The organism is Xanthomonas sp. D-99, from assembly GCF_017746145.1.
Taxonomy (GTDB): domain Bacteria; phylum Pseudomonadota; class Gammaproteobacteria; order Xanthomonadales; family Xanthomonadaceae; genus Xanthomonas; species Xanthomonas cissicola.
The window spans coordinates 107284-127796 of record NZ_JAGHWU010000045.1 but is presented as its reverse complement, the minus strand read 5'-3'; the positions used below and the strand labels follow the sequence as shown (position 1 = coordinate 127796).

Genomic DNA, 20513 nt, shown 5'->3' with positions numbered 1-20513 from the left:
AGAAAGATCTCGCGCCGGGTCTGCTTACGCTTGCCCAAGCCCTCAGCGTCACCGAACGTCAGCTGCATGGATGAATCCTCTACATAAGGCGATAGTGTCGCGCATCTGCGGTGAGTTGATCAGACCTTCCCTAGCTCTGACCGTAAACGACATTCATGCCGCTATTGCCCGCGTCGAGGCAGCAGGATGGAAGGCGAAGGGTAGTCCACTGCCGATCGCGGGTGGGCCAAGGAAGGGAACGCTGGTGGCCTACGTTTCAGGCCCCGACCATATAACGATAGAGCTCATGCAGCCGTAGGCCCATTAATGGGTCTACGGAAGTTTTCCCGCTTACCATCGTTATTGGGAAGGATGCCGATATTGGTCAGACGCTGACGGGTTCGCGCCGTTGCTCCAATGTCTGGACGAATACGGCTAGGCTGATCGATGCCAGACGTTCGACCAGCAGCCGTTCGGCTTCCTGTAGCGCATCGCTCACCGCCTCGTTGACGACTGCCGCGATCTGGCACCCGGGCTCAGGACGTTCGATTCCGGTCGCCAATAGGCGGGGCCGCCAATCTGTCCAAATCGCTGGGTGGTGCCAAGGCCGACTGACGCAATCGATGCGGTCATGTGCCAGTAAGTTGTCGAGCTCGCTTGCTGGGCTGGCTGTTTCAGGCCAATTGGCGAAGCAACGTCCTGTGCAACGCAGCCACAAGCGTGAGTGAATGCATCTGCACGCCGGTCATTGGCAGTAAGCCGGTCCGTGCTACACCATGCAGGTCCGCGCAGCCGCGCTGGCTTGTCTTTCACCCACCAGGCGATCATGAAGTTGGAGGCGTTGTTCGACCAGTTGCACACCTTGCCCACCGTGCCCAAGGTGGCGCAGGACCTGATCCGTCAATTCGACGATCCGCAGACCGATATCGATACGCTGGCGCACAGTATCGAGCGCGATCCGGTGATTGCCGCCAAAGTGTTGCGGCTGGCCAATTCGGCGCGCTTCCATGGCTTGCGCGATTCCACCAGCGTGGAAGACGCGGCCATGCGGCTGGGCTTCAACACCCTGCGCACGCTGGTGCTGGCGTCGGCGATGACTGGCGCGTTCCGGGCTGGCCCGGGCTTCGACCTCAAGGCCTTCTGGCGGCACAGTTTCGAAGTGGCCGGCATCTGCCGCCTGCTGGCGCGCCAGCAGGGGGTTGACCCGGAGACCGCCTTCACCTGCGGGATGATGCACAACATCGGCGAGCTCTTGATCCAGTCCGGAGCGCCGGAATACGCCAGCCGCATCAATCACGAAACCTCCTCTGCCGGTCATGCGGCCGAAGAAACCCTGCAACTGGGCTTCGGCTATCCGGAAGTCGGGGCCGAGCTGGCACGTCGCTGGCAGTTGCCCGTGGTGATCCAGGAAGCCATCGGGTATCAGGTCCGGCCTGCCGCGGCCCCGGACGGTGCGCGCATGCCATTGCTGGTGGCCCAGGCGGTACTGGTCTGCGATGCGCTGCATGCGCATGGCGGCGCCAACGCGGCGGCATTGGAAGCGATACGCAGCCCGCTGATGGACGGTGTGGATCTGGACGCGTTGTTCGCCGCGTTGCCGGAGGTCATCGAGGCAGATCGCGCCTTTGCCGAGTTGCTGCACTAACCCAGGGCAGGACGCTGCATCATTCCCCGCGCAGCGGCGCATGCGCAGTCTGTTGCGCCTTGCGTCGCACGCGCGGTGTCGGGCTGCTGCCATGCAGTGATCGCCGCGTCGGGCGCAGATGCCGACAGGCACTGGCCCGATAACGCCCCCGCCTGGCGGCAACTGGCGCCAGGTGACAGACGCGGCGCACTTGTATCGACGCTGGCGCGAACGTGCTTCGAAACGTGCCCGCGTCCTCAAGAGCAACGCGCCGGATACCGCCGCGCTTGGCAGATTGCAACCCAGGCAGCAGCGCGTGCGTCGGGTCGCCCCTGTGAAGCCCACCCGCCACAGCGCGCACACTGTCACGCCGCGCCGCAGCTGGACGCGGATGGGCGCAGGCGCTAGCGTTGCAGGGATTTTTTGCCTACAGGGGAATGCCCAATGAGCCACGACGCGCAGCCGCGCCAGCTCACCTTCCGTGCCGTGGCGCTGGCCATCGTGCTGGCGGTGGTGCTTTCGGCCGCCAATGCCTACCTCGGCCTGTTCGCCGGTCTGACCATCGCCACCGCCATCCCGGCAGCCGTCGTGTCGATGGGCGTGCTGCGCCTGTTGGGCGGTGGCACCATTCTGGAAAACAACATCGTCCAGACCGGTGCGTCGGCCGGCTCGTCGATCGCAGCCGGAGTGATCTTCACCATCCCCGCGCTGGTGATCATGGGCTACTGGCCGGACTTCAAGTACTGGTGGGTGCTCGGCATCGCCGGTATGGGGGGCCTGTTGGGCGTGTTGTTCTCGGTGCCGCTGCGGCGCTCGATGATCGTCGAAGACCCGCTGCCGTTCCCCGAAGGCAAGGCGGCGGCCGAAGTGCTCAAGGCCGGCGAAAACCCCGGCCCAGGCCTGAAGATTCTTGCCATCTCCGGCGCCATCGGTGCGCTGGTCAAGCTGGCTGCGGCCAGCGGCCTGCGCGTGATTCCCGACACCTGGGCGCAGGCCACCTACCTGGGCAGCAGCCGGCTGGTGGGCTATATCGGCACCAACCTGTCGCCGGCGCTGCTGGGCGTGGGCTACATCGTCGGGTTGAATGTGGGCATCGTGGTGCTGTCCGGCTCGATCCTGTCCTGGCACATCGCCATCCCGCTGTATCAGCAATTCTTCATGGGCTCGGACCCGGCCCTGGCGCAGAGCCTGGTCGGTGCGTCGGCTGCCGATGCAGCGTTCGGCATCTGGGGCGCGAAGATTCGCTACCTCGGTGTCGGCGCGATGTTGATCGGTGGCGTGTGGACCCTGTTTTCGCTGCGTAAATCGCTGTTTTCCGGCGTCAAGAGCGGCTTTTCCGCTCCGCGCAAGAGTGGCGGCGGCGTGGTTGCAGAAACCGAGCGCGATCTGCCGATGAAGTGGATGCTGGTGGCGCTGGTGCTGTGCACGCTGCCGCTGCTGTGCCTGTATCAGGCCATCGTGCAGCAGTGGGATGTGTCGATCCCGATGACCATCATCATGATCGTGGCCGGTTTCCTGTTCGTGTCCGTTTCGGGCTATCTGGCGGGTCTGATCGGTTCGTCCAACAACCCGGTGTCGGGCATCACCATCTCCACCATCCTGTTCGCCTCGGCGGTGCTGGTGTTGCTGCTCGGCAAGAGCGGCCTGGTGCCGGTGGGCATCGGCGCTGCGCCGCTGGGCGCAGTGGCCGCCATCATGATCGGTGCGGTGGTGTGCTGCGCGGCGGCGGTGGGCGGGGACAATCTGCAGGATCTCAAGGCCGGTTATCTGGTCGGTGCCACACCGTGGAAGCAGCAGCTGATGCTGGGTATCGGCGCGTTTTCGTGCGCATTGATCATGGCGCCCGTGCTGAACCTGCTGGCCCAGGCCTACGGCATCGGCCCAGCCACGCCACAGCATCCCAACTCGCTGGGCGCGCCGCAGGCGACGCTGATGGCTTCGGTGGCCAAGGGCCTGTTCGGCGGCCAGCTGCCGTGGAGCATGATCGCGATCGGTGCCGGCGTGGGTGCAGCCATCATCGCGTTGGACGAATGGTTGAAGGCCACCGGCAAGCGCTTCCGTGTACCGGTGCTGGCCGCGGCCATCGGCATCTATCTGCCGCTGGAATTGATGGTGCCGATCTTCCTCGGTGGCCTGATCGCGCATCTGGTGGAGCGCTTCCACAACATCCGTGCCGACGACGAAGACGGCCGCGACCGCGTGCATCGCCCGGGCGTGCTGTTTGCCGCTGGCCTGATCACCGGCGAGGCGTTGATGGGCATCGCCATTGCGGTGCCCATCGTGCTGTCCAGTCGCGCCGACGTGCTGGCATTGCCCGCCGCGCTGCAGCTCAACCAGTGGATCGGCCTGGCGATTCTGGCCCTGGTCGGCTGGCTGCTGTATCGCATCGGCAAGCGCGGCGAACAGGCCGCCTGAGTGCGATGCCGGATGGCGCATGCGCCCAGCATGCGCCATCTGCAAGCCGGCGCCTGGTTGTGTGCGCAGCTTGATCCAGTACAGATGTGATGGAACGGGAAACAGCTGTTTGGGCCGCCGGTCTCTACCCGGCGAAGACATGCCAGCGCTGCAATGGCGCCAGGTCCTCTGTAAGACGGAGGGTGATTCGCCGTTTCGATTGCATGGCTGCGACTGCGTCCGACACACCGCATGCGAACCGTGCAGGATTACCGCATGCAGGGCATTTATGCCTGCATAGCCATCAGCTACCGCCATCGACATTCAATGTCTTTGCGCCGGCTTTACGCCCTGCGCAGCTGCCATGCATAGCGACTTTATGCCGCTGCTGCTTATCGTGCCGTCTTCCGCACAACGGTGCGCCCTGAGTGCTGCATGCCCGGACTGATCTGATCCCCATCACGCTGTAGAACGTGGCGCGCTCACGCTGTGCATGACCCCGCAAAGCCAGGCAAGTATCTGGCAGTGCAAGCCTGCGCACTTCCCTACAGTGGGCGCGTGCATCGCATCGCGACCGCCTTGGCGCCGCCCTGAAAAACGCAGTTGCGGCGCCGCCGACCAGGCGCAGCGGCACCCTGCCGCGCGTCGTAACGCACCATATCCCACTCTTCAACGTTGCACGGTCATGCGATCCGTGCCGCGCTTTGCCCTGGAATCACCGCAATGCCCACCATCACCTCGCGCTCGTCCACCCGCAAGACACCCACATCGCTGCTCGCCATCATCGTGACTGCAGCGCTGAGCGGCCTCGCAGTTCAGGCGCAGGCGCAAGACGCGACCGAAGCGGCGCTCTGCACCGATCGGCCGACCAAGGCCAATGCCACCTGCACCGTACCGGCTGGCAACTGGCAGCTGGAAACCGACATCGGCAATCACACGCGCGACAGCCAGCCCGGCACACGCACAGAGACGGCGTACTTCACCAATCCCACGCTCAAGTACGGCATCAGCGACCGCATCGATCTGCAGCTCAATTGGGCGCCGCAGCTACAGGTCAAGACCACCGACCGCGCGACCGGCGCGCGCAGCAGCCTGAGCGGCGGCGGCGATCTCTATCTGCGCATGAAGGCGCGTGTGTACGAGAGCGACACCGCCAGCGTGGCGCTGCTGCCCTTCGTCAAGGCACCCACCGCGCGCACCGGATTGAGCAACGACGAATGGGAGGGCGGCGTCGCATTGCCGATCAATTTTGCGCTGCCCAGCAGCTTCTCGCTGACATTCGGTCCGGAACTGGATTGGTTGGCCGACAGCGATGGCAGCGGCAAGCATGTCGCCATCGTCAACGTGATCAATCTGGCGCGCCCGCTGACACCGAAGCTGTCGATGGCGGTGGAACTGTGGTCCTCGATCAACCGCGACCCTGCACGGACCGCGGAGCAGTACTCGGCCGATATCGCGGCGTCGTATCTGCTCAATCCGCTATTGCAGCTGGACGTGGGTGCCAATTTCGGCCTCAACGACCGCACGCCCGACAGGCAGGTCTACGTAGGCCTGTCGCACCGCTTCTAAGAGCAGCTAACAAAACGACTGCGCAGCCACCAGGCGGGCGCGGCCTGTGCTCGGAATCGGCATGTACCACGCGTACACTCCGGTTCTGAGTGCGCCGTCCGCACCCACCTGACGACTGCTCGCTACGTTTTGTTAGTCGCTCCAAAGCGCCCAGCCGCCCGTGCCGCGTGCAGGCGGCATGGGTCAGGCGCGTGCGTGCGCGGCGCATCACGTCGCGCACGCATGACCTCCTGCCTTTGCGCGTGCGCCGCAGCAACGCCTACCATCGACGTTTTGCCGTTGCCGGAGAGCTCGATGAAGCTGCGTCACGCCGTATTGCCCCTGTGTCTGCTGGCTGCCCTGCCAAGCCTTGCCGCCGCGCGCGGTTTCGATGTGCGCGACATGGTGGCGCTGGACCGGGTGTCCTCGCCCACGCTCACGCCCGATGGCAGCAGCGTGCTGTTCGCCAAGCGCCAGGCCAAGACCGCCAATGGCAAGCCGGCCACCAGCCTGTGGGTGCGCAATCTGCGCACCCGCGATTTGTCTCCGCCCAAGCGGCTCACCCCGGAAGGATGGAACGTCAACAGCCCGGCGTTGTCGCCGGACGGCAAGACGGTGTACTTCCTCAGCAGCAAATCCGGCAGCCAGCAGCTCTACGCGCAGCCGATGGCCGGCGGCACCCCGCAGCAACTCACCGCATTTGCGGTAGACGTGGACAGCTACAAGCTCTCGCCGGACGGCAAGCGCATCGCCTTCAGCGCGGGCGTGTTCCAGGACTGCGGTTCGGACCTGGGCTGCACCAAGAAGAAGCTGGGCGAGCTCAAGAACAACAAGGCTAGCGGCGTGGTGTACGACCAGTTGTTCGTGCGTCATTGGGACACCTGGAACGATGGTCGCCGCAATACCTTGTTCGTGGCCGAGTTGCCTGCGGCTGGTGCGAAGGCAGTGGTCGGGGCATCGGCGATCAGCGCCACGCTGGCCGGCGACGCGCCGTCCAAGCCGTTCGGTGGCAACGACGATTACACCTGGTCGCCCGACGGCAGCAGCGTGGTGGCCAGCGTGCGCATTCCGCAGCCGCATGGCCCGGAAGCAGGGAAGAACGCCAAGGCCGGCGGCAAGCCCACCGGCAACGACGAGTCGTGGCAGACCAACTTCGATCTGTACCGCCTGGATGCGAGCGGCAAATCTGCGCCGGTCAACCTGACCGCGGCCAACCCGGCCTGGGATGCCGGCCCGGTGTTCAGCACCGACGGCAAGACCCTGTACTACCGCGCCATGAAGCGCCCGGGCTTCGAGGCCGACCGCTTCGGCCTGATGGCGATGGATGTGGCCAGCGGCAAGACCCGCGAGATCGCGCCGAAGTGGGACCGCTCGGCCGGCGAAATCGTGCCGAGCGCCGACGGCAGCAGCCTGTACACCAGTGCCGACGATCTCGGCGAGCATCCGCTGTTCAAGATCGATATCGCCAGCGGCGAGGCCACCAAGCTGGTAGGCGAGGGCAGCGTGCACGCCCCGACGCTGGCCGGCAATACGCTGGCGTTTACGCGCAGCTCGCTCAAGAGTGGCGACCAGGTCTTCGTCAGCGACGCGCAAGGCCAGGGCCTGCGTGCGATCAGCCAGAGCGCCGGCGAACTGCTGCCAGAGGTGCAGTTCGGCGACTACGAACAGTTCCAGTTCAAGGGCTGGAACAACGACACCGTGCATGGCTACGTGGTCAAGCCGTACAACTACCAGGAAGGCAAGACTTACCCGGTGGCGTTCCTGATCCACGGCGGCCCGCAGGGCAGTTTTGGCAATGGCTGGAGCAACCGTTGGAATCCGCAGACCTACGCCGGCCAGGGCTACGCGGTGGTGATGATCGATTTCCACGGCTCCACCGGCTACGGCCAGGCATTCACCGACGCCATCAGCCAGCATTGGGGCGACCGCCCGCTGGAAGATCTGCAAAAAGGCTGGGCCGCTGCGCAGAAGCAATACGGCTTCCTCGACGGCGACAAGGCCTGTGCATTGGGCGCCAGCTACGGCGGCTACATGGTCTATTGGATGGCAGGCAACTGGAATCAACCATGGAAGTGCCTGGTCGACCACGACGGCGTCTTCGACAACCGCACCATGGGCTATGCCACCGAGGAACTATGGTTCAGCGAGTGGGAAAACGGCGGCACGCCGTGGCAGAACCCGGCCGGCTACGAGAAGTTCAACCCGGTGCTGCATGTAGACAAGTGGAAGGTGCCGATGCTGGTCATCCACGGTCAGCAGGATTTCCGCATTCCGGTCGAACAAGGCCTGGCTGCGTTCACCGCGCTGCAGCGCAAGGGCATCGATTCCAAGTTCCTGTATTTTCCCGACGAGAACCACTGGGTGCTCAAGCCGGATAACAGCATATTGTGGCATGACACCGTCAACAGCTGGCTGAAGCAGCATATCGGCCAGTGACGGGCGACCGACACGCCGCCAGGCGCGGCGTGTCGGTTGCCTGAGCGAATGCGTTCTCTGGGCGATGGGCGCTGTCGACGTCGCCGTTTCGGCAACCGCATCCTGACTGTTGCGCCTGGAGTAGCTAGCGAGCCGACTGCGCGTACTGCCAGACGCACGCTGCCGTTACTGCATGTCGCATCTGCCGCGCGTGCACTGCAGTTCTTCCTGGCAGTCCATGCCCACCTGACACCTGCGCAGTGCTAGCCGCGCCTGGCCAGCTGGCCTTCCACGATGTCCAGAATCTCGGACACCGCAATCCCGAACGAGCCGGCGCGCCCGGCGTCGAACGCCGCCTTCCACTCGGCGTACCCGGGCAGATACGCCTGATTGGGTGCACTGGCGCCGACGTATTCGGCAGCGCTGCGCTCCAGCGTCTGTGCAATGACCGGAATGTGCGGCAGCGTGTCCAACGTCCCGTTGGGCATTCCCGCATGACGTACCTGGATGTCGCTGATGGTCACGTGCAGGATCTGGCCGCCCTGCGGATGCGTATCGATCTGGTTGATCAGCAGTAGCGGCGTTTCGGCGGCACTGCGCCCGCGGCAGCGCCACAGCTGGCCGACTGCATAGGTTGAAGAGGTCGTGGTTGAAGAGCTGGCCATGGCCATCGGTGACTCCGCGAGCAAACCGCAATGATGCAGCTTGCTCGCGACGATGGCGACCGGGCAGTCGCTGGTCGCGTTGGTATCGATGAGTCTGCCGTTGGCTGCAATGACGGATGGCGACGGCGAATGGTGATCTGCAGCGTTGTCAGCTCCATTGCTGCGCGCTGGATGAGCACGCTTGGAGTGAACCGGTTGCAACGCCGCTGTCCAGATCACGGGCCAATGCATCCCAAATGCGATTGCCGCAGCACATCACGGGCATGTCAAACTAGCGCATCTTCCTCTTCCCAGTTCCCTGCCAGGACCGCAAGGACCGTTTGCATGCGCACGTCGTTCCGCCCCGCATTGTGGGCAATCGCTCTGATCTGCAGTCCTGCTCTGGGCGCTGCGTCGCGGCCGGCCGTTGCGCCTGCGCGCGCTTCGGTGGCGCTGCCTGCGTCGTCCGAGCAAGGCGGCGACGCGAGCGTGCCATTGCCGGCCGTGCTGAAATCCGGCATGGGGTATCGCGCGTTTGCGCAGGCGATGATGGAGCAAGGCTGGCAGCTGGTGGACCCACTTGCGGCCGATAGCTGCATGGCCGCTGGCGACTGCGAGATCGAGTTCGTTGCGCCCGGCGGCAGCGCGCGCCTGCGCGTGCAGGTGGGCTCACAGGCCGGTGCGGCGGTCGTGCAGGGCTGGCGTGCGCGACAGGTGCCGCTGGATCGCATCGGTAACCCGACCGCTGCGGCGGGAGATGCCAAGCCTGCACCGGCGGCAGTGGACGCAGGCAACAACTCGCGCTGAGTCCCCTGGCCGCAGGCCGATCGCGCATGCGGGGTATCATGGCGCGGCAGGGGCGGATTGTCTCGATCGCGCCCCTGGTTTGATGCGCCTTTCCCGGTCTCGAGCACCTTGCCCTGCATGAACCCTTTCGCATGAAGAGCATCGATCCTGCCGATCTTGAAGCCTTGTTCGATGCCGTGCCGGACGTGTTGTTCTTCGTCAAGGATCGCGAGGGCCGCTACACCCACGTCAACCAGACCATGCTGCGGCGGCTGGGGCTGAAGTCGCGCAAGGACCTGATCGGCAAGCGTGTGGCCGAGGTCTATCCCAGTGGCCTGGGCGCCAACTACGCCAATCAGGACGAGCAGGTGCTGGCCGGCGAGGTGATCGACAACCTGCTGGAGCTGCACCTGTTCGCCAACCGTGAGCCTGGCTGGTGCCTGACCTGCAAGCGGCCGTTGGTGGTGAACGGCAAGGTGCAGGGCATCATCGGCATCTCGCGCGATCTGGGCCCGCAGGATGGCCACGAATCGCAATACGAAAAGCTGCGACTTGCGCTGGCGTATCTCAACGCCAATTACGCGCAGAACGTGCGCATGCAGGCTCTGGTGGAGATCACCGGGTTTTCCATGTCCAAGCTGCAACGCTCGTTCCGCAAGGTATTCCAGCTCACGCCGCAGCAAGTATTGGCCAAGCTGCGGCTGCAGATGGCGATGCATCTGCTGCACGGAAACAAGAGCCTCACCGAAATCGGCCACGCTTGCGGCTTCAGTGATCAAAGCGCGTTCGCGCGGCAATTCAAGCAAGCGGTGGGCATGACGCCACGCGACTATCGTGCGTTGGCGAATGCGCAGCAGTTTCCAACCGAAGCAGTGTAGAGGGCGGGGCGATCTCAACGTGCATGCGCAAGACGTGGGTTGCGCCTGAATTCTCTTGAACTGCCTGATGAGGTGTTTCTCAAACAAGCGCCCTGTGACGCGCCGATGCCGCGTTGCGCGCCTTGCCCAGGGGGACCGCCTGGGCCGTAGCGCGCACCTTGTCTCGACGCGTCACAGGTCGTTTCGCACTCACCTCAAAGTGCATAGACGCTCCAAAGGGCGTCGGGCGTGGTAACGGGCCTTGATAGGTGCCCAAGGTATTGGGAAATGCCTTGATCGCCTTGCCTGGTCCTTGAATAACGGCGTGTGCAGCCGGGCCGTCTTCGTATCGGTCACCAAGCATTCGCGCGGCATGCCAACAGCGCGGCATTCGGTGGTTTACTAAAGCAGCGACGTCACGCACATCGACATGAGTGGGTCGGGCTTCTTGCGGTGACCGGTAATACGGATTTCGCTGCACACGTCATGGCGGAATTGCGTGATCCAACATGCCGGGCGGAGCCGGCAGCGAGCGACGCAGGCACTGCAGCATGCAGCACGACAACGCAGGCGGATCGAGCGCCATGGCCCAGGTAACGCGATTACTGCGCGACGCATTGGCGACACGCATCGCTGCTGGCTGGCAAGGCCTGGTGTACGGCATCACCCACGTCCCACGCACATTCCGGGGACTGGGGACTTAGAACGCTGTGTGCGAGCAAATTGAATGGCAATATCGGAGGATGCACCGTGCCTAAGATTGAATCGACCAAGCAGGCCGCGCCGGATCCCGCGCAATTGATTCAAGCTGCACCGACTCCATCGGGCTCAGGATCAGCCGCGAGCACGTCTGCCGACAGTGCGGCGCCCTCAGCGCAACTCGGCGGGCTTTCCATCAGGCCGCGGCGGCTGGGCCGAGCCTCCAGAGCCAATCTCCCAGCGGCATCGTCTACCAACGCACAGGACGTCATGACGGCGCTCTTTGCCGCGACGCCAGTTTCGCAAGGGCCAGATCCTTTGGAGGTATTGAAAAAGGCCTCGTCCAGGCTGACCCGCTTCAACAACCTGGTGCAAAACGTAGTGCCGACACAACCAACGGATATCAGAGCCCTGGAAGCAAGACTCCGGTCGGGAACGTCCGCGATCGAATCGGCTCGACAAGGCTTGCAGGCGCTGGCCGAGCTAGATATTCAAAAATGCATGCCGGTCGACAATATCGAAGAACACGAGAATTTCTTGGTGACCCATCTCGCAGCCGCCGCGTGCCTGCACCACGACTCATGCAAGGAGATGATCGATCAGAAAGTGGCCACCGAATTGGGCCATGTGCGGACCCAAAGGGTGGAGATGGTGGTGTTTTCCCCTGACGCCATCCGTTTGCAACAACCGCAATCATGGCTTGCGCTGCGCGCTCATCTTCTGAATGCCCTTGCAGCGATGGAGGAGGTTTGCCAGCGCATCAAATCGCCGATGACGGGCCAGGGTCCACGCGACTCGCTCAAGGACCATCTCCCGGTCGTCAGGGCGATGATGGGATCGTGCCATGAGCGGATGCAGACGGTCCGCGGAATACTCGTCGAAATACATTCAAGGAGACTTGCCGATGAGGCCTGCGATTGCGGCCTGCCCGAGGTGCTTGACGGACTGAGGGAACTCGAAGAAGTCGACAGCCTTCACCACGCTGAGGTGGGCGAAGCGCTCAATCATGTGATCCAGGTTCATGTCGAACGCCTGTCCTCAACCGAGCACTCACTGACGCCGCAGATGCTGGCCATATACAAGGAAGTGCTCGTCGAATACGCCGAGCTGCGTGGCCGTGCGGCGATGCAACTGTGTATGGATGCCGCCGCGCTCATCGAAGACGGGGGGCATGCCAGAGATCATCTATGGCCAACGATGCTCGATCTTGCGCAGGCACTTACCGACCAACGCCAGGCGATTGTTGATATGTGCCAGTTCGCCGTCCAGGACAGACAGCTGATTGGCGCAGCAGCGGCTTCACCCGAGCAAACACCGGCGTCGATCACACCAAGCGTGCCGACAACGACAGCAGGCAAATCGAGCAGGTCACGCAAGGCGCGCAAGCGCACGCCTGCTGCTTCCAGCTCGGCGGCAGTGCCAACGCCGCAGGCGATTGATGCGCGCAGCGCAGCGCAAAAACAGGCCGACGAGGCACTGAGAGCCGCTCCCCTGGAGTCGTTGCCAGTGGCAGAACTGGGAGGAGATTTCATCGCGCTCGCCAGGCGTCTCGGCAAGGACACCACCGACGTGGAGCGCCTGATCGGCGACTCCCGACATGACGCGGCGACGGCCTTCGATTTTGCCAGAACCTCCATGCAGGGCTGGTTCGGATCGAGTGAGCGTCTGCTGCAGCTCAAAAGCAAGCTCCGTGCAGGAGACGGGCGCATCGCACAACTCGATACGCGTCTGCGTCTTCTCCAGAGGATCGAGCACGAGTTCGAACGGCGCGAAGCCGATGCGCTCAAGACCGATCCGCAACCACGTGCGCCGCATCTGGAGCGCCTGTTGGCGATGCATGGACTGGCACGCGTCACAGCCCCGAACCGCCGTCCCTCGGAGGGCGACCGTGGCGACCGTGGCAGGCTATTCGAAGTGCGTATCGAGCACGCGCCGCAGTCGAATGGTGACATTCCTGCGCCCTGGTTCGTCCACGTACATACCGAACAACCGGTAACGCCCGCTGGGCTGCGCGCGCTCCACTATAGGGACTTGGCCGCCGTCCACCTGAAGACGCAGAGGGAGGTGAACCTGGGCCCGCGCTGGGAAGAGATGATGCGCGCCCTGGGAAATACCGAGGCCAAGGTGCACCGGGCAACCATCGGCTCCAAGCTGCTTGGCCAGCTTTGGGCGCTCGGCTCTGGTGGGCAACAATAATCACGGCGCTCGGTCCGTCCTCATCACGGAAGAAGATCTCGAAACGGGCGCCCTCAGCGCTGCACGGATCACTCAATGTGAGTGGCCAGTTGCAGCAGGCCAGACAGGGACCTGAAAACGGTGAGCATCTGATAGAAGCGATTCGGCGCGCAGGGAGCTCGGGTCTCTCTGCCTGCCAACGCCTTGCAGGAAGAAAGCCGGTGTCAAACGCCTGAGCCAGTGCACGCGCAGGCGTTGGCGCGCGGCGAGGGAGGCGTGTTTTATCCAAGACCTTCGCGGTGGGCAGTACCGGTATCGCGCACTTGCAGTCCGTAACACGCGCTGGTCGCAGCCGTCATTTCCGGGATTTTTGAACCACGTTGCTGAGGAACGAGCAATTGCGTGCCAGCACCTGGCTTACCAGCGCGGCATCCGGCATCCAACCCGCGGCAGACATGCCTTTCAATTGATCGCCCAACGAGCGCAAGGAGGACGTGGCGGAACCCACATCGAGCGCGGCGTACCACTGCTTGACCATCTCCACCTCAGGCGTGGCTTGCCAGGCAAGCGCCTCGCGGATGGCCTCGATGACCATGGCATGGACGCCATCCAGGCCTTTGGCGTAACGACCGCTCATCACGCTTGCATCAAGCAGCACCTGCAGCGCCCGTGTCGGGTTCTGGATGACGTCTCCCCAACCATACCGAAGCGGCTCCTGCGAATTTGCCGGCGTATCCTTCTCCCGGTCGTAGCGAAAGCCGGTCACATCAATACTGATGACCTTGTGGCGTGCATCTTCTCCGGGAATGACCAGCATATTGTCAGGACCGAGATCAGACGCTTCGCCCAGGGTCAGCCTGGCCAGCAGCGAGGCGAACAGCCCGTCCAGACCGCTGTTGCGCAGCGTATCGATCAATGCCTGTTTGCCCGAACGAAGATTGACCGGATCGTTGATTCGCGCAAGCAGCGCGTGGTCTGCGGCCAGTTCATTTACCTGCGCATCGCTGCCGGCGGTGGCTCTTTTGACACGCAAAGCGGCTTGCTTGGCCTGCGCAAGCGAAACGTCAGGCGGCAGAAACGCCTTGGTCAGGAATGTATCCAGCGGCTCTGCATCATGAATGATCCGCGAGGCGATCAAGGCGTTGTTGGGCAGTGTCAGCAGTGATGAGTCCGGAATATTTTGCCGCGAAAGATGGTGTTCCTGCAGCGCATTGACCAAGTCCTGTGCGGCCGCGACGTTGATGACGTCAAATAAGGCAGGGATGCCAAGCGGATTGCGTAATCGAGGATCAGCGGCAACCAGGCTGTCGTGAATCTCGCAGACATCGTCGATGTCCAACGCACCGGTCTTGGTCTTTTCCGTCAATGTCTTCCCTGCCTCGGTATCGAGAAAGGCATGGAAGGCCAGTGTCAGCCATTGTTGCGTGGCCTCTTTGTCCAGGGTGCCTTCAAGCAGCCTGGCTGCCGAGCCGACGATGTAGCCCAAGCGCTTGTTGGCCTCCGCGCCTTGCCCCTTCGCGCAACATTCCACTGCCTGCCCTAGCAGGCTTCGCGAGATTCCGGTTTTGACAAGATGTTCCTGGCCATCGAGCATCCCGACCATGCCGACATCGCTGCCTCCCAACGTCGCCTTGGAGCGCGAAAAGACAACAGCGCTTCCGGACAGGCTCATTGCGCGGCGATGGCCGCCAATGTCGGCCCTGGTTGCTAGAAACGCGATAGGCCGAATGATCGAGAATAGAGGCCCATCCGGCCGGTTTGCGACTGGAGCCGAGGCAGGCGCACGTCTGCTTTTGCTGCACGCGGCGTCCGGCGTTACGCCATCGAGCGCGGTGGCTGCGCTGGCCCGCGCCACGCTGCGGCGGGACGTCAGTCCAGCCAATCGGGCATCAGTGCCGTGATGCCGATCGTCGGCGGTCGCCGGGCTGCGTGGTAACGCCGCGTCATCGGCTGCAGGACGCGGCAAGCTTGCTGCGCCAGAGGTCGGGGTGATACGAGATTCCATACCGTGCTCCAGTGACTAGCGGCGCATTCTGCAATGCGGCCAATCCCGAGCAACGCGGCTTGGCGTAATCGTCATCCGGTAAGCGAATATCGACCGGGCGTCATCATCGACGCCTACCCACATGACCTGGAACGCGAGCGGCATGTAAACGTCGCTCGCGTCAGGGTGCTATCGCGGCTTGGTAACGAACATCGCATAGATGCGCATGCTGCTTGCGCGATCGAAGCTGTGGCTGAAGCGAAACAACCGATCCCTGTCGTGGGAATGGGCGGCGTCACCCGCCGCTACCCCGCAAACGCGCGGCAGCGGCAAAACCGAGTGGCGTGGGGCCGGCAGCGCGGCCGATGTGGCGCCCCTCGGTTTTCAACCGGGTGATCGGACCCTCCCTGGGAGCGGTTACGCCAGCATGCGCACCTTCGGCTCGCGTGCCCACTGGCGGGTTTTTGCTGCGGCAATGAATGCCTTGGTATCGGCGGCGGGAACGACGCCCGCGTCCTTGCCGACGTTGCCGGCCTTCAACAACGACTGCGCGCCTTCGTCGAACGCGATGGCCTTCAGGTGCGCCCAGGCAAAACTCACGAAATCCAGTGCCGCCGATTCGCGTGTCAGCAGCTTGGCCGCTTCCGAGGACAGCAGCACCGCCACCGCGTCGAATACCACCGAGGGCGTCCCCGCCAGCTGCCCGTCGGCGGCCAACTGCTTGCCGTCGTTGAGCTTGGCGCCGCCGAGCTTTGGCGCAACGATCTTGACCGTCGCGCCCGCAGCTTCGGCCGCCTTGCGTACGGCTTTGATCGCCGCTGCGTCCGAGCCATCGTGAATCAGGATGCCCACCGTGCGCCCTTTCAGGGTGTCCTTCATCTTGCCGATGACCTGCAGGGCGGGCGAGAGCGGCATGTCGATCGGCGCCACTGCAGCAGGCGGTGCTGGCGGCAGGGCGGTCATGCCCATGCCATCGGCCACACGCTGCGCCAGCTCCTGGTCGATGTGGCGTAGGTGGCCCACGATCGCCTCGCGCACATGGGCGGTTTCCACCTTCGACAGTTCGAACACCAATGCCGAGGCGATATGCGCCTGTTCCGGTGCGGTCTGGCTGCGGAAGAATAGGCGCGCCTGGCTGTAATGATCGGCAAAGCTCTCTGCACGCACGCGGCCCTTGGCGCCTTCTTCGGCCGGGGTTGCATGGCTGGGGAAGCCACGCAGCGCTTCGCGCGGCGCATCGGCCTGCAGCGAGCTGGGCTCATAGGCGACGCGGCCCTTCGGCACACCCATCTGCATGTGGCCGTCGCGCTGGTTGTTGGCGAACGGGCACTTGGGCGTGTTGATCGGAATCTGATGGAAGTTCGGCCCGCCCAGGCGACTCAGCTGCGTGTCCAGATAAGAAAACAGGCGGCCCTGCAGCAGCGGGTCGTTGCTGAAGTCGATGCCGGGCACGATGTTGGCCGGGCAGTAGGCAACCTGTTCGGTTTCGGCAAAGAAGTTGTCCGGCCAGCGGTCGAGCACCATGCGGCCGACGATTTGCAACGGCACCAGCTCTTCGGGAATGACCTTGGTCGAATCCAGATGATCGAAGGGGAAGGTTTCTGCCTGCGCTTGGGTAAACAACTGCACGCCGAGTTCCCATTCGGGGAAATCGCCATTCTGGATCGCTTCGAACAGGTCGCGGCGGTGGAAATCCTGATCGGCGCCGGCGATCTTGACCGCCTCGTCCCAGATGGTCGATTGCAGCCCCAGCTTGGGGCGCCAATGGAACTTGACGAAGGTGCTTTCGCCCTTGTCATTGAGGAACCGGAAGCTGTGGATGCCGAAACCTTCGATCATGCGGAGCGAGCGCGGGATGGTGCGATCGCTCATCGCCCACATCACCATGTGCATCGATTCGGGTGTCAGCGAAATGAAATCCCAGAACGTGTCATGCGCGCTGGCAGCCTGCGGGAAGCCACGGTCCGGTTCCATCTTCACCGCATGAATCAGGTCCGGGAACTTCATCGCATCCTGGATGAAGAACACCGGGATGTTGTTGCCGACCAGATCCCAGCTGCCTTCCTTGGTGTAGAACTTCACCGCGAACCCGCGCACATCGCGCGGCGTATCCACCGAGCCGGCACCGCCTGCGACAGTGGAAAAACGGGTGAACAACGGGGTTTTTTCGCCAACCTCGGTGAAGATCTTGGCGGTGGTGTACTGGCTCAACGACTTGGTGAGCTCGAAATAGCCGTGTGCGGCACTGCCGCGCGCATGCACGATGCGCTCGGGAATGCGTTCGTGATCGAAGTGGGTGATCTTTTCGCGCAGGATGAAATCTTCCAGCAACGTCGGGCCGCGCGGCGTGGCGCGCAGCGAGTTCTGGTTGTCACCTACCGGAATGCCCTGGTTGGTGGTCAGCTGCGGGTGGGTGCCGCCGGCCTTCTGGTGCAACTCATCGCCAGTACCGCGCGACACATCGACGGTGGCGCTGGCAGGTGCGAGGGCAGGGAGCTGCGCGGATTTGCTGGGGGACTTGGCCATGGGAACTCCACTGTAGGCTGGCTTGGGATGCGGGCTGAGCAATAAAGCCTGGGAGCGGCGCTGTTAATTGCATGTGTCTGCTTGCGAACGAAAACTCACATGCGCACCAACATTGCGCGATGTCGCAATCGCATGTCGCATCGATCACGCCACGTGCGCTGCCGGGCAGATGCGCAACCAAGCGGACGCGACCATGCTGGGTGTCAGAGCAGATCGAGAGGCTGTTTGCGCGTAGGCGGCGCGAAGGCGCGATCGATTTCGGCAAGATCGTCTGCGTGCAATTGCAGCGTGCAGGCAGCGGCATTGGCACGCACATGCGCCGGCGTTCCGGATTCGGGAATGGCGATGACATTGCCGCTGCGGATGGCCCACGCAAGCGCCACCGCAGTGGCCGCAACGCCACGACGCTCGCCGATGGCGTGCAAGACCGGATGCTCCAGCAACGCGCGGCTACCAAGCGGCGAATACGCCATCACGGCTACCTCGTGCGCGGCGCACCACGGCAACAGGTCGAATTCGATGCCGCGGCTGCCAGCGTGGTACAGCACCTGGTTGACCAGGCAATGCGAGCCGCCATCGATTGCCCAGAGCTCCTCCATGTCATCGATGTCGAAGTTCGACACGCCCCAATCGCGGATCTTGCCGGCGTCACGCAGCGCTTCGAATGCGTCCACCACCACGGCCAGGTTGCTGCCACCGCGCCAGTGCAGCAGGTACAGGTCCAGCGTGCGCACGCCCAGCCGTTGCAGGCTGGCTTCGCAGGCATGCGCAATCCCCCGTGCGCTGGCATTGCCGGGCAACACCTTGGACACCACGTAGGGCGGTTGCGCGCGGCCGATGGCCTGGCTGATCAATTGCTCCGAGCGGCCATTGCCATACATCTCGGGGGTGTCGATCAGCTGCATGCCCAATTGCTGCCCGAGTTGCAGCGCTTCGATTTCCTGCTTGGGCGCATGCCGGCCCTGGCCCAGGTTCCAGGAGCCCAGGCCCAACGCGGGCACGCGACGCCCGTTACGCAGGCGCACCTGCGCGCAGGAAGGGGAAGACGATTCGGACATGATGGGTTCCTGCCGCGCTGGAATGAGGGTGATGGCCATTACATCGGTGGCCTTGTCACTGCGACGATGGCTGCCCCGATGTTGTCGCAGTGTCTGCACGCGCATCCCAAAACGCACAACGATGACGCTGCACGAAGTCGGGCGTTGCGCCGATCCCGTGCGGCGACAGCGTCAGCGGCGTGTCGCCGTCAAAACGCGACCACGGCGGGCGCCCGCCGCCGTTGGGGTCGCCAGTGCGTGCGAAGGCACCCCAGTAATCCTGCATCGTATTGGCGAACGCCTGCTGCGCCGGACTGAACTGCGGCGTGCCACTGAGCACCCACGGGCGCTGAAACAGATATACCAGTTCAGAGGCATGGAAAGCGCCCAATGCAGGCGAAAACGGCAGGCGTAACAGACCGTACGGCGCGTGCGGGTCGTCGAACTCGTAGGCATACACCGGCGCATGCGTGCGCAAGGCCCGTCCCAGCCGGCGTGTGGGGCAGGCGAAGCCACCATCGGTCACGATGTCGGCGAACGCCTCCCAGCGCGATTGTGCGGCAACGGCTGCGTATTGCCTCAGGACCGGGACAGGCGAGGCATGCATGCGTTGCACGCGCGCTTCATAGCCGCTGCGCAGGTTGAGCTTGCCGATATAGGACAGCAGTTGCGCAAACAGGCGCCCTTCGTCGCGATTGGTGCCCATCAGTACCGGCACCTGCGCATGCCGGCCGCTGGCGATTGCAGCGGCCGGTGGCAGCGGCAAGGCCTGGCCACCGGACATCGGCGCCCACGCATCGCTGCCGGTCAGGCCGCGGCGTTGTGGTGCTGCATCGGCCAGCGTGTCGGCCGGCAGTGCGCGCAGGCATGCGGCCACATCGCGCGCGTGCGCGCAGCCCAGGCTTTGTGCCATACGCACGCCGCCATTTTCTGCCTCGCGCTGCGGCACGCTGGAATCGCTCGCCAGGCAGCTGCCGCTTTGCAGGATGGCGCGTTGAAACAGCCCCGCCGCGCCGGGCGAAGCGAGCTGATAACAGATGCTCCACGCACCGGCCGATTCGCCGAACACGGTGACGTTGTGCGCATCGCCGCCGAACGCGGCGATATTGCCTTGCACCCAGCGCAAGGCCGCCTGCTGGTCGAGCAATGCATAGGCGCCTTCGCCTTCGCCACGCAGGCCTGGATGCGCGTAGAAACCGAATACGCCCAGCCGATAGTTGGCTGCCACCACAATCACATCCTCGCGCGCAGCCAACGCGCTCAGGTCGTAGTCGACATTGCTGCCCAGTTCCAGCGCGCCGCCATAGATCCACACCATCACCGCGCGTGGATGCGCCGGTGCGGGGCCGGGCGGTGCGTAGACATTGAGCGTGAGGCAATCTTCGGACACGTGCTTCTGCCCGACGCGATAGCGTGGCAGACAAGCCGGGCCGGCCTGGGTGGCATCGCGAACCTGGGTCCATGCGGTCGGCAGTTGCGGTGCACGAAAGCGCAGCGCGCCCACCGGCGGTGCTGCGAACGGCACCCCCAGGAATGCCCGACCCTGTGCACCGGCCACACCGCGCACCGGGCCGGCCGTTGTCTGCACCACCTCGGCACGCGCATCAGGCGCGTGCACCAGCGCCGGCACCTCGCCGGGACGGCGCGGTGCGCAGCCAACCAGCAGGCAGGCTGCCACCAGAAAAGCACCAAGGGAGTTCAGTTCACGCATGCGCCAGGGTCTGCTGTGGGATGAAAGCGTCCGTCATCATCCCGATGGCACGTGTAGGCCAGGAAAACGGCCGGCTAGTGCGCTGGGATGTGTATCGCGCATTGGCATCCACACCTGGCGCAACAAAAAACCCA

General features: G+C 63.9%; 12 protein-coding genes, 1 other RNA gene and 1 pseudogene. 9 read left to right on the top strand and 5 right to left on the bottom strand.

The features are described from left to right. Nucleotides 1-130: 130 nt before the first annotated feature. From J7360_RS15975 to J7360_RS15950, 6 genes and pseudogenes are all read left to right on the top strand, one after another. Nucleotides 131-298, top strand: a pseudogene (locus J7360_RS15975) (glyoxalase); the annotation flags it as partial. 507 nt (nt 299-805) lie between these two features. After that, entirely contained in the window at nt 806-1624 is an 819-nt protein-coding gene (locus J7360_RS15970) for an HDOD domain-containing protein (RefSeq protein WP_003490255.1), read from the top strand. A gap of 423 nt (nt 1625-2047) precedes the next feature. Continuing rightward, nucleotides 2048-4018 (top strand): oligopeptide transporter, OPT family, encoded by a 1971-nt coding sequence (locus tag J7360_RS15965; RefSeq protein ID WP_209034214.1) that lies wholly within the window; start codon nt 2048-2050, stop codon nt 4016-4018. Between the two features lie 702 nt (nt 4019-4720). After that, nucleotides 4721-5566 carry a transporter gene (locus tag J7360_RS15960; RefSeq protein WP_209034212.1) on the top strand — a complete coding sequence of 282 codons (846 nt, stop codon included), beginning with the start codon at nt 4721-4723 and terminating at the stop codon, nt 5564-5566. A 61-nt stretch (nt 5567-5627) separates the two neighbouring features. After that, a non-coding RNA gene (locus tag J7360_RS15955) (sX9 sRNA) lies at nt 5628-5704 on the top strand. Between the two features lie 135 nt (nt 5705-5839). Next, entirely contained in the window at nt 5840-7981 is a 2142-nt protein-coding gene (locus J7360_RS15950) for a S9 family peptidase (RefSeq protein ID WP_343237353.1), read from the top strand. Between the two features lie 242 nt (nt 7982-8223). Here the strand turns inward: J7360_RS15950 and J7360_RS15945 are convergent, their stop codons facing one another. Beyond that, the gene (locus J7360_RS15945; protein ID WP_211115976.1) at nt 8224-8631 is read right to left on the bottom strand and encodes a hypothetical protein; all 408 of its coding nucleotides are present in this window, start codon (nt 8629-8631) and stop codon (nt 8224-8226) included. Between the two features lie 318 nt (nt 8632-8949). Here J7360_RS15945 and J7360_RS15940 point away from each other — a divergent pair, with 318 nt between their 5' ends. The 3 genes from J7360_RS15940 to xopP all read left to right on the top strand — a co-directional run bounded on the left by J7360_RS15940 (nt 8950) and on the right by xopP (nt 13142). Beyond that, a complete protein-coding gene (locus J7360_RS15940; RefSeq protein WP_057658419.1) occupies nt 8950-9411 on the top strand; it encodes a hypothetical protein in 462 nt (153 codons plus the stop codon). 131 nt (nt 9412-9542) lie between these two features. Then, nucleotides 9543-10268, top strand: coding sequence for an AraC family transcriptional regulator (locus J7360_RS15935; protein WP_007962846.1), 726 nt, complete (start codon nt 9543-9545; stop codon nt 10266-10268). A 729-nt stretch (nt 10269-10997) separates the two neighbouring features. Continuing rightward, nucleotides 10998-13142, top strand: coding sequence for a type III secretion system effector XopP (gene xopP / locus J7360_RS15930; RefSeq protein WP_057658417.1), 2145 nt, complete (start codon nt 10998-11000; stop codon nt 13140-13142). A gap of 334 nt (nt 13143-13476) precedes the next feature. On the opposite strand, the gene J7360_RS15925 is transcribed toward xopP, so the two are convergent. The 4 genes from J7360_RS15925 to J7360_RS15910 all read right to left on the bottom strand — a co-directional run bounded on the left by J7360_RS15925 (nt 13477) and on the right by J7360_RS15910 (nt 20379). Next, nucleotides 13477-14715, bottom strand: coding sequence for a hypothetical protein (locus J7360_RS15925; RefSeq protein WP_057658486.1), 1239 nt, complete (start codon nt 14713-14715; stop codon nt 13477-13479). 807 nt (nt 14716-15522) lie between these two features. Continuing rightward, nucleotides 15523-17631 carry a catalase gene (locus tag J7360_RS15920; protein ID WP_057658415.1) on the bottom strand — a complete coding sequence of 703 codons (2109 nt, stop codon included), beginning with the start codon at nt 17629-17631 and terminating at the stop codon, nt 15523-15525. A gap of 203 nt (nt 17632-17834) precedes the next feature. Then, on the bottom strand, nt 17835-18689 hold the full coding sequence (locus J7360_RS15915) for an aldo/keto reductase (protein WP_057658484.1): 855 nt from the start codon (nt 18687-18689) through the stop codon (nt 17835-17837). A 55-nt stretch (nt 18690-18744) separates the two neighbouring features. After that, nucleotides 18745-20379, bottom strand: coding sequence for a carboxylesterase family protein (locus tag J7360_RS15910; protein WP_057658413.1), 1635 nt, complete (start codon nt 20377-20379; stop codon nt 18745-18747). Nucleotides 20380-20513: the final 134 nt, after the last annotated feature.

Bases quoted from the DNA above. Each gene is read 5' to 3' on its own strand.
- J7360_RS15970 (WP_003490255.1), top strand. From the start codon at position 806: ATGAAGTTGGAGGCGTTGTTCGACCAGTTGCACACCTTGCCCACCGTG.
- J7360_RS15965 (WP_209034214.1), top strand. From the start codon at position 2,048: ATGAGCCACGACGCGCAGCCGCGCCAGCTCACCTTCCGTGCCGTGGCG.
- J7360_RS15960 (WP_209034212.1), top strand. From the start codon at position 4,721: ATGCCCACCATCACCTCGCGCTCGTCCACCCGCAAGACACCCACATCG.
- J7360_RS15945 (WP_211115976.1), bottom strand. From the start codon at position 8,631: ATGGCCATGGCCAGCTCTTCAACCACGACCTCTTCAACCTATGCAGTC.
- J7360_RS15940 (WP_057658419.1), top strand. From the start codon at position 8,950: ATGCGCACGTCGTTCCGCCCCGCATTGTGGGCAATCGCTCTGATCTGC.
- J7360_RS15935 (WP_007962846.1), top strand. From the start codon at position 9,543: ATGAAGAGCATCGATCCTGCCGATCTTGAAGCCTTGTTCGATGCCGTG.
- J7360_RS15925 (WP_057658486.1), bottom strand. From the start codon at position 14,715: ATGCTCGATGGCCAGGAACATCTTGTCAAAACCGGAATCTCGCGAAGC.
- J7360_RS15920 (WP_057658415.1), bottom strand. From the start codon at position 17,631: ATGGCCAAGTCCCCCAGCAAATCCGCGCAGCTCCCTGCCCTCGCACCT.
- J7360_RS15915 (WP_057658484.1), bottom strand. From the start codon at position 18,689: ATGTCCGAATCGTCTTCCCCTTCCTGCGCGCAGGTGCGCCTGCGTAAC.
- J7360_RS15910 (WP_057658413.1), bottom strand. From the start codon at position 20,379: ATGCGTGAACTGAACTCCCTTGGTGCTTTTCTGGTGGCAGCCTGCCTG.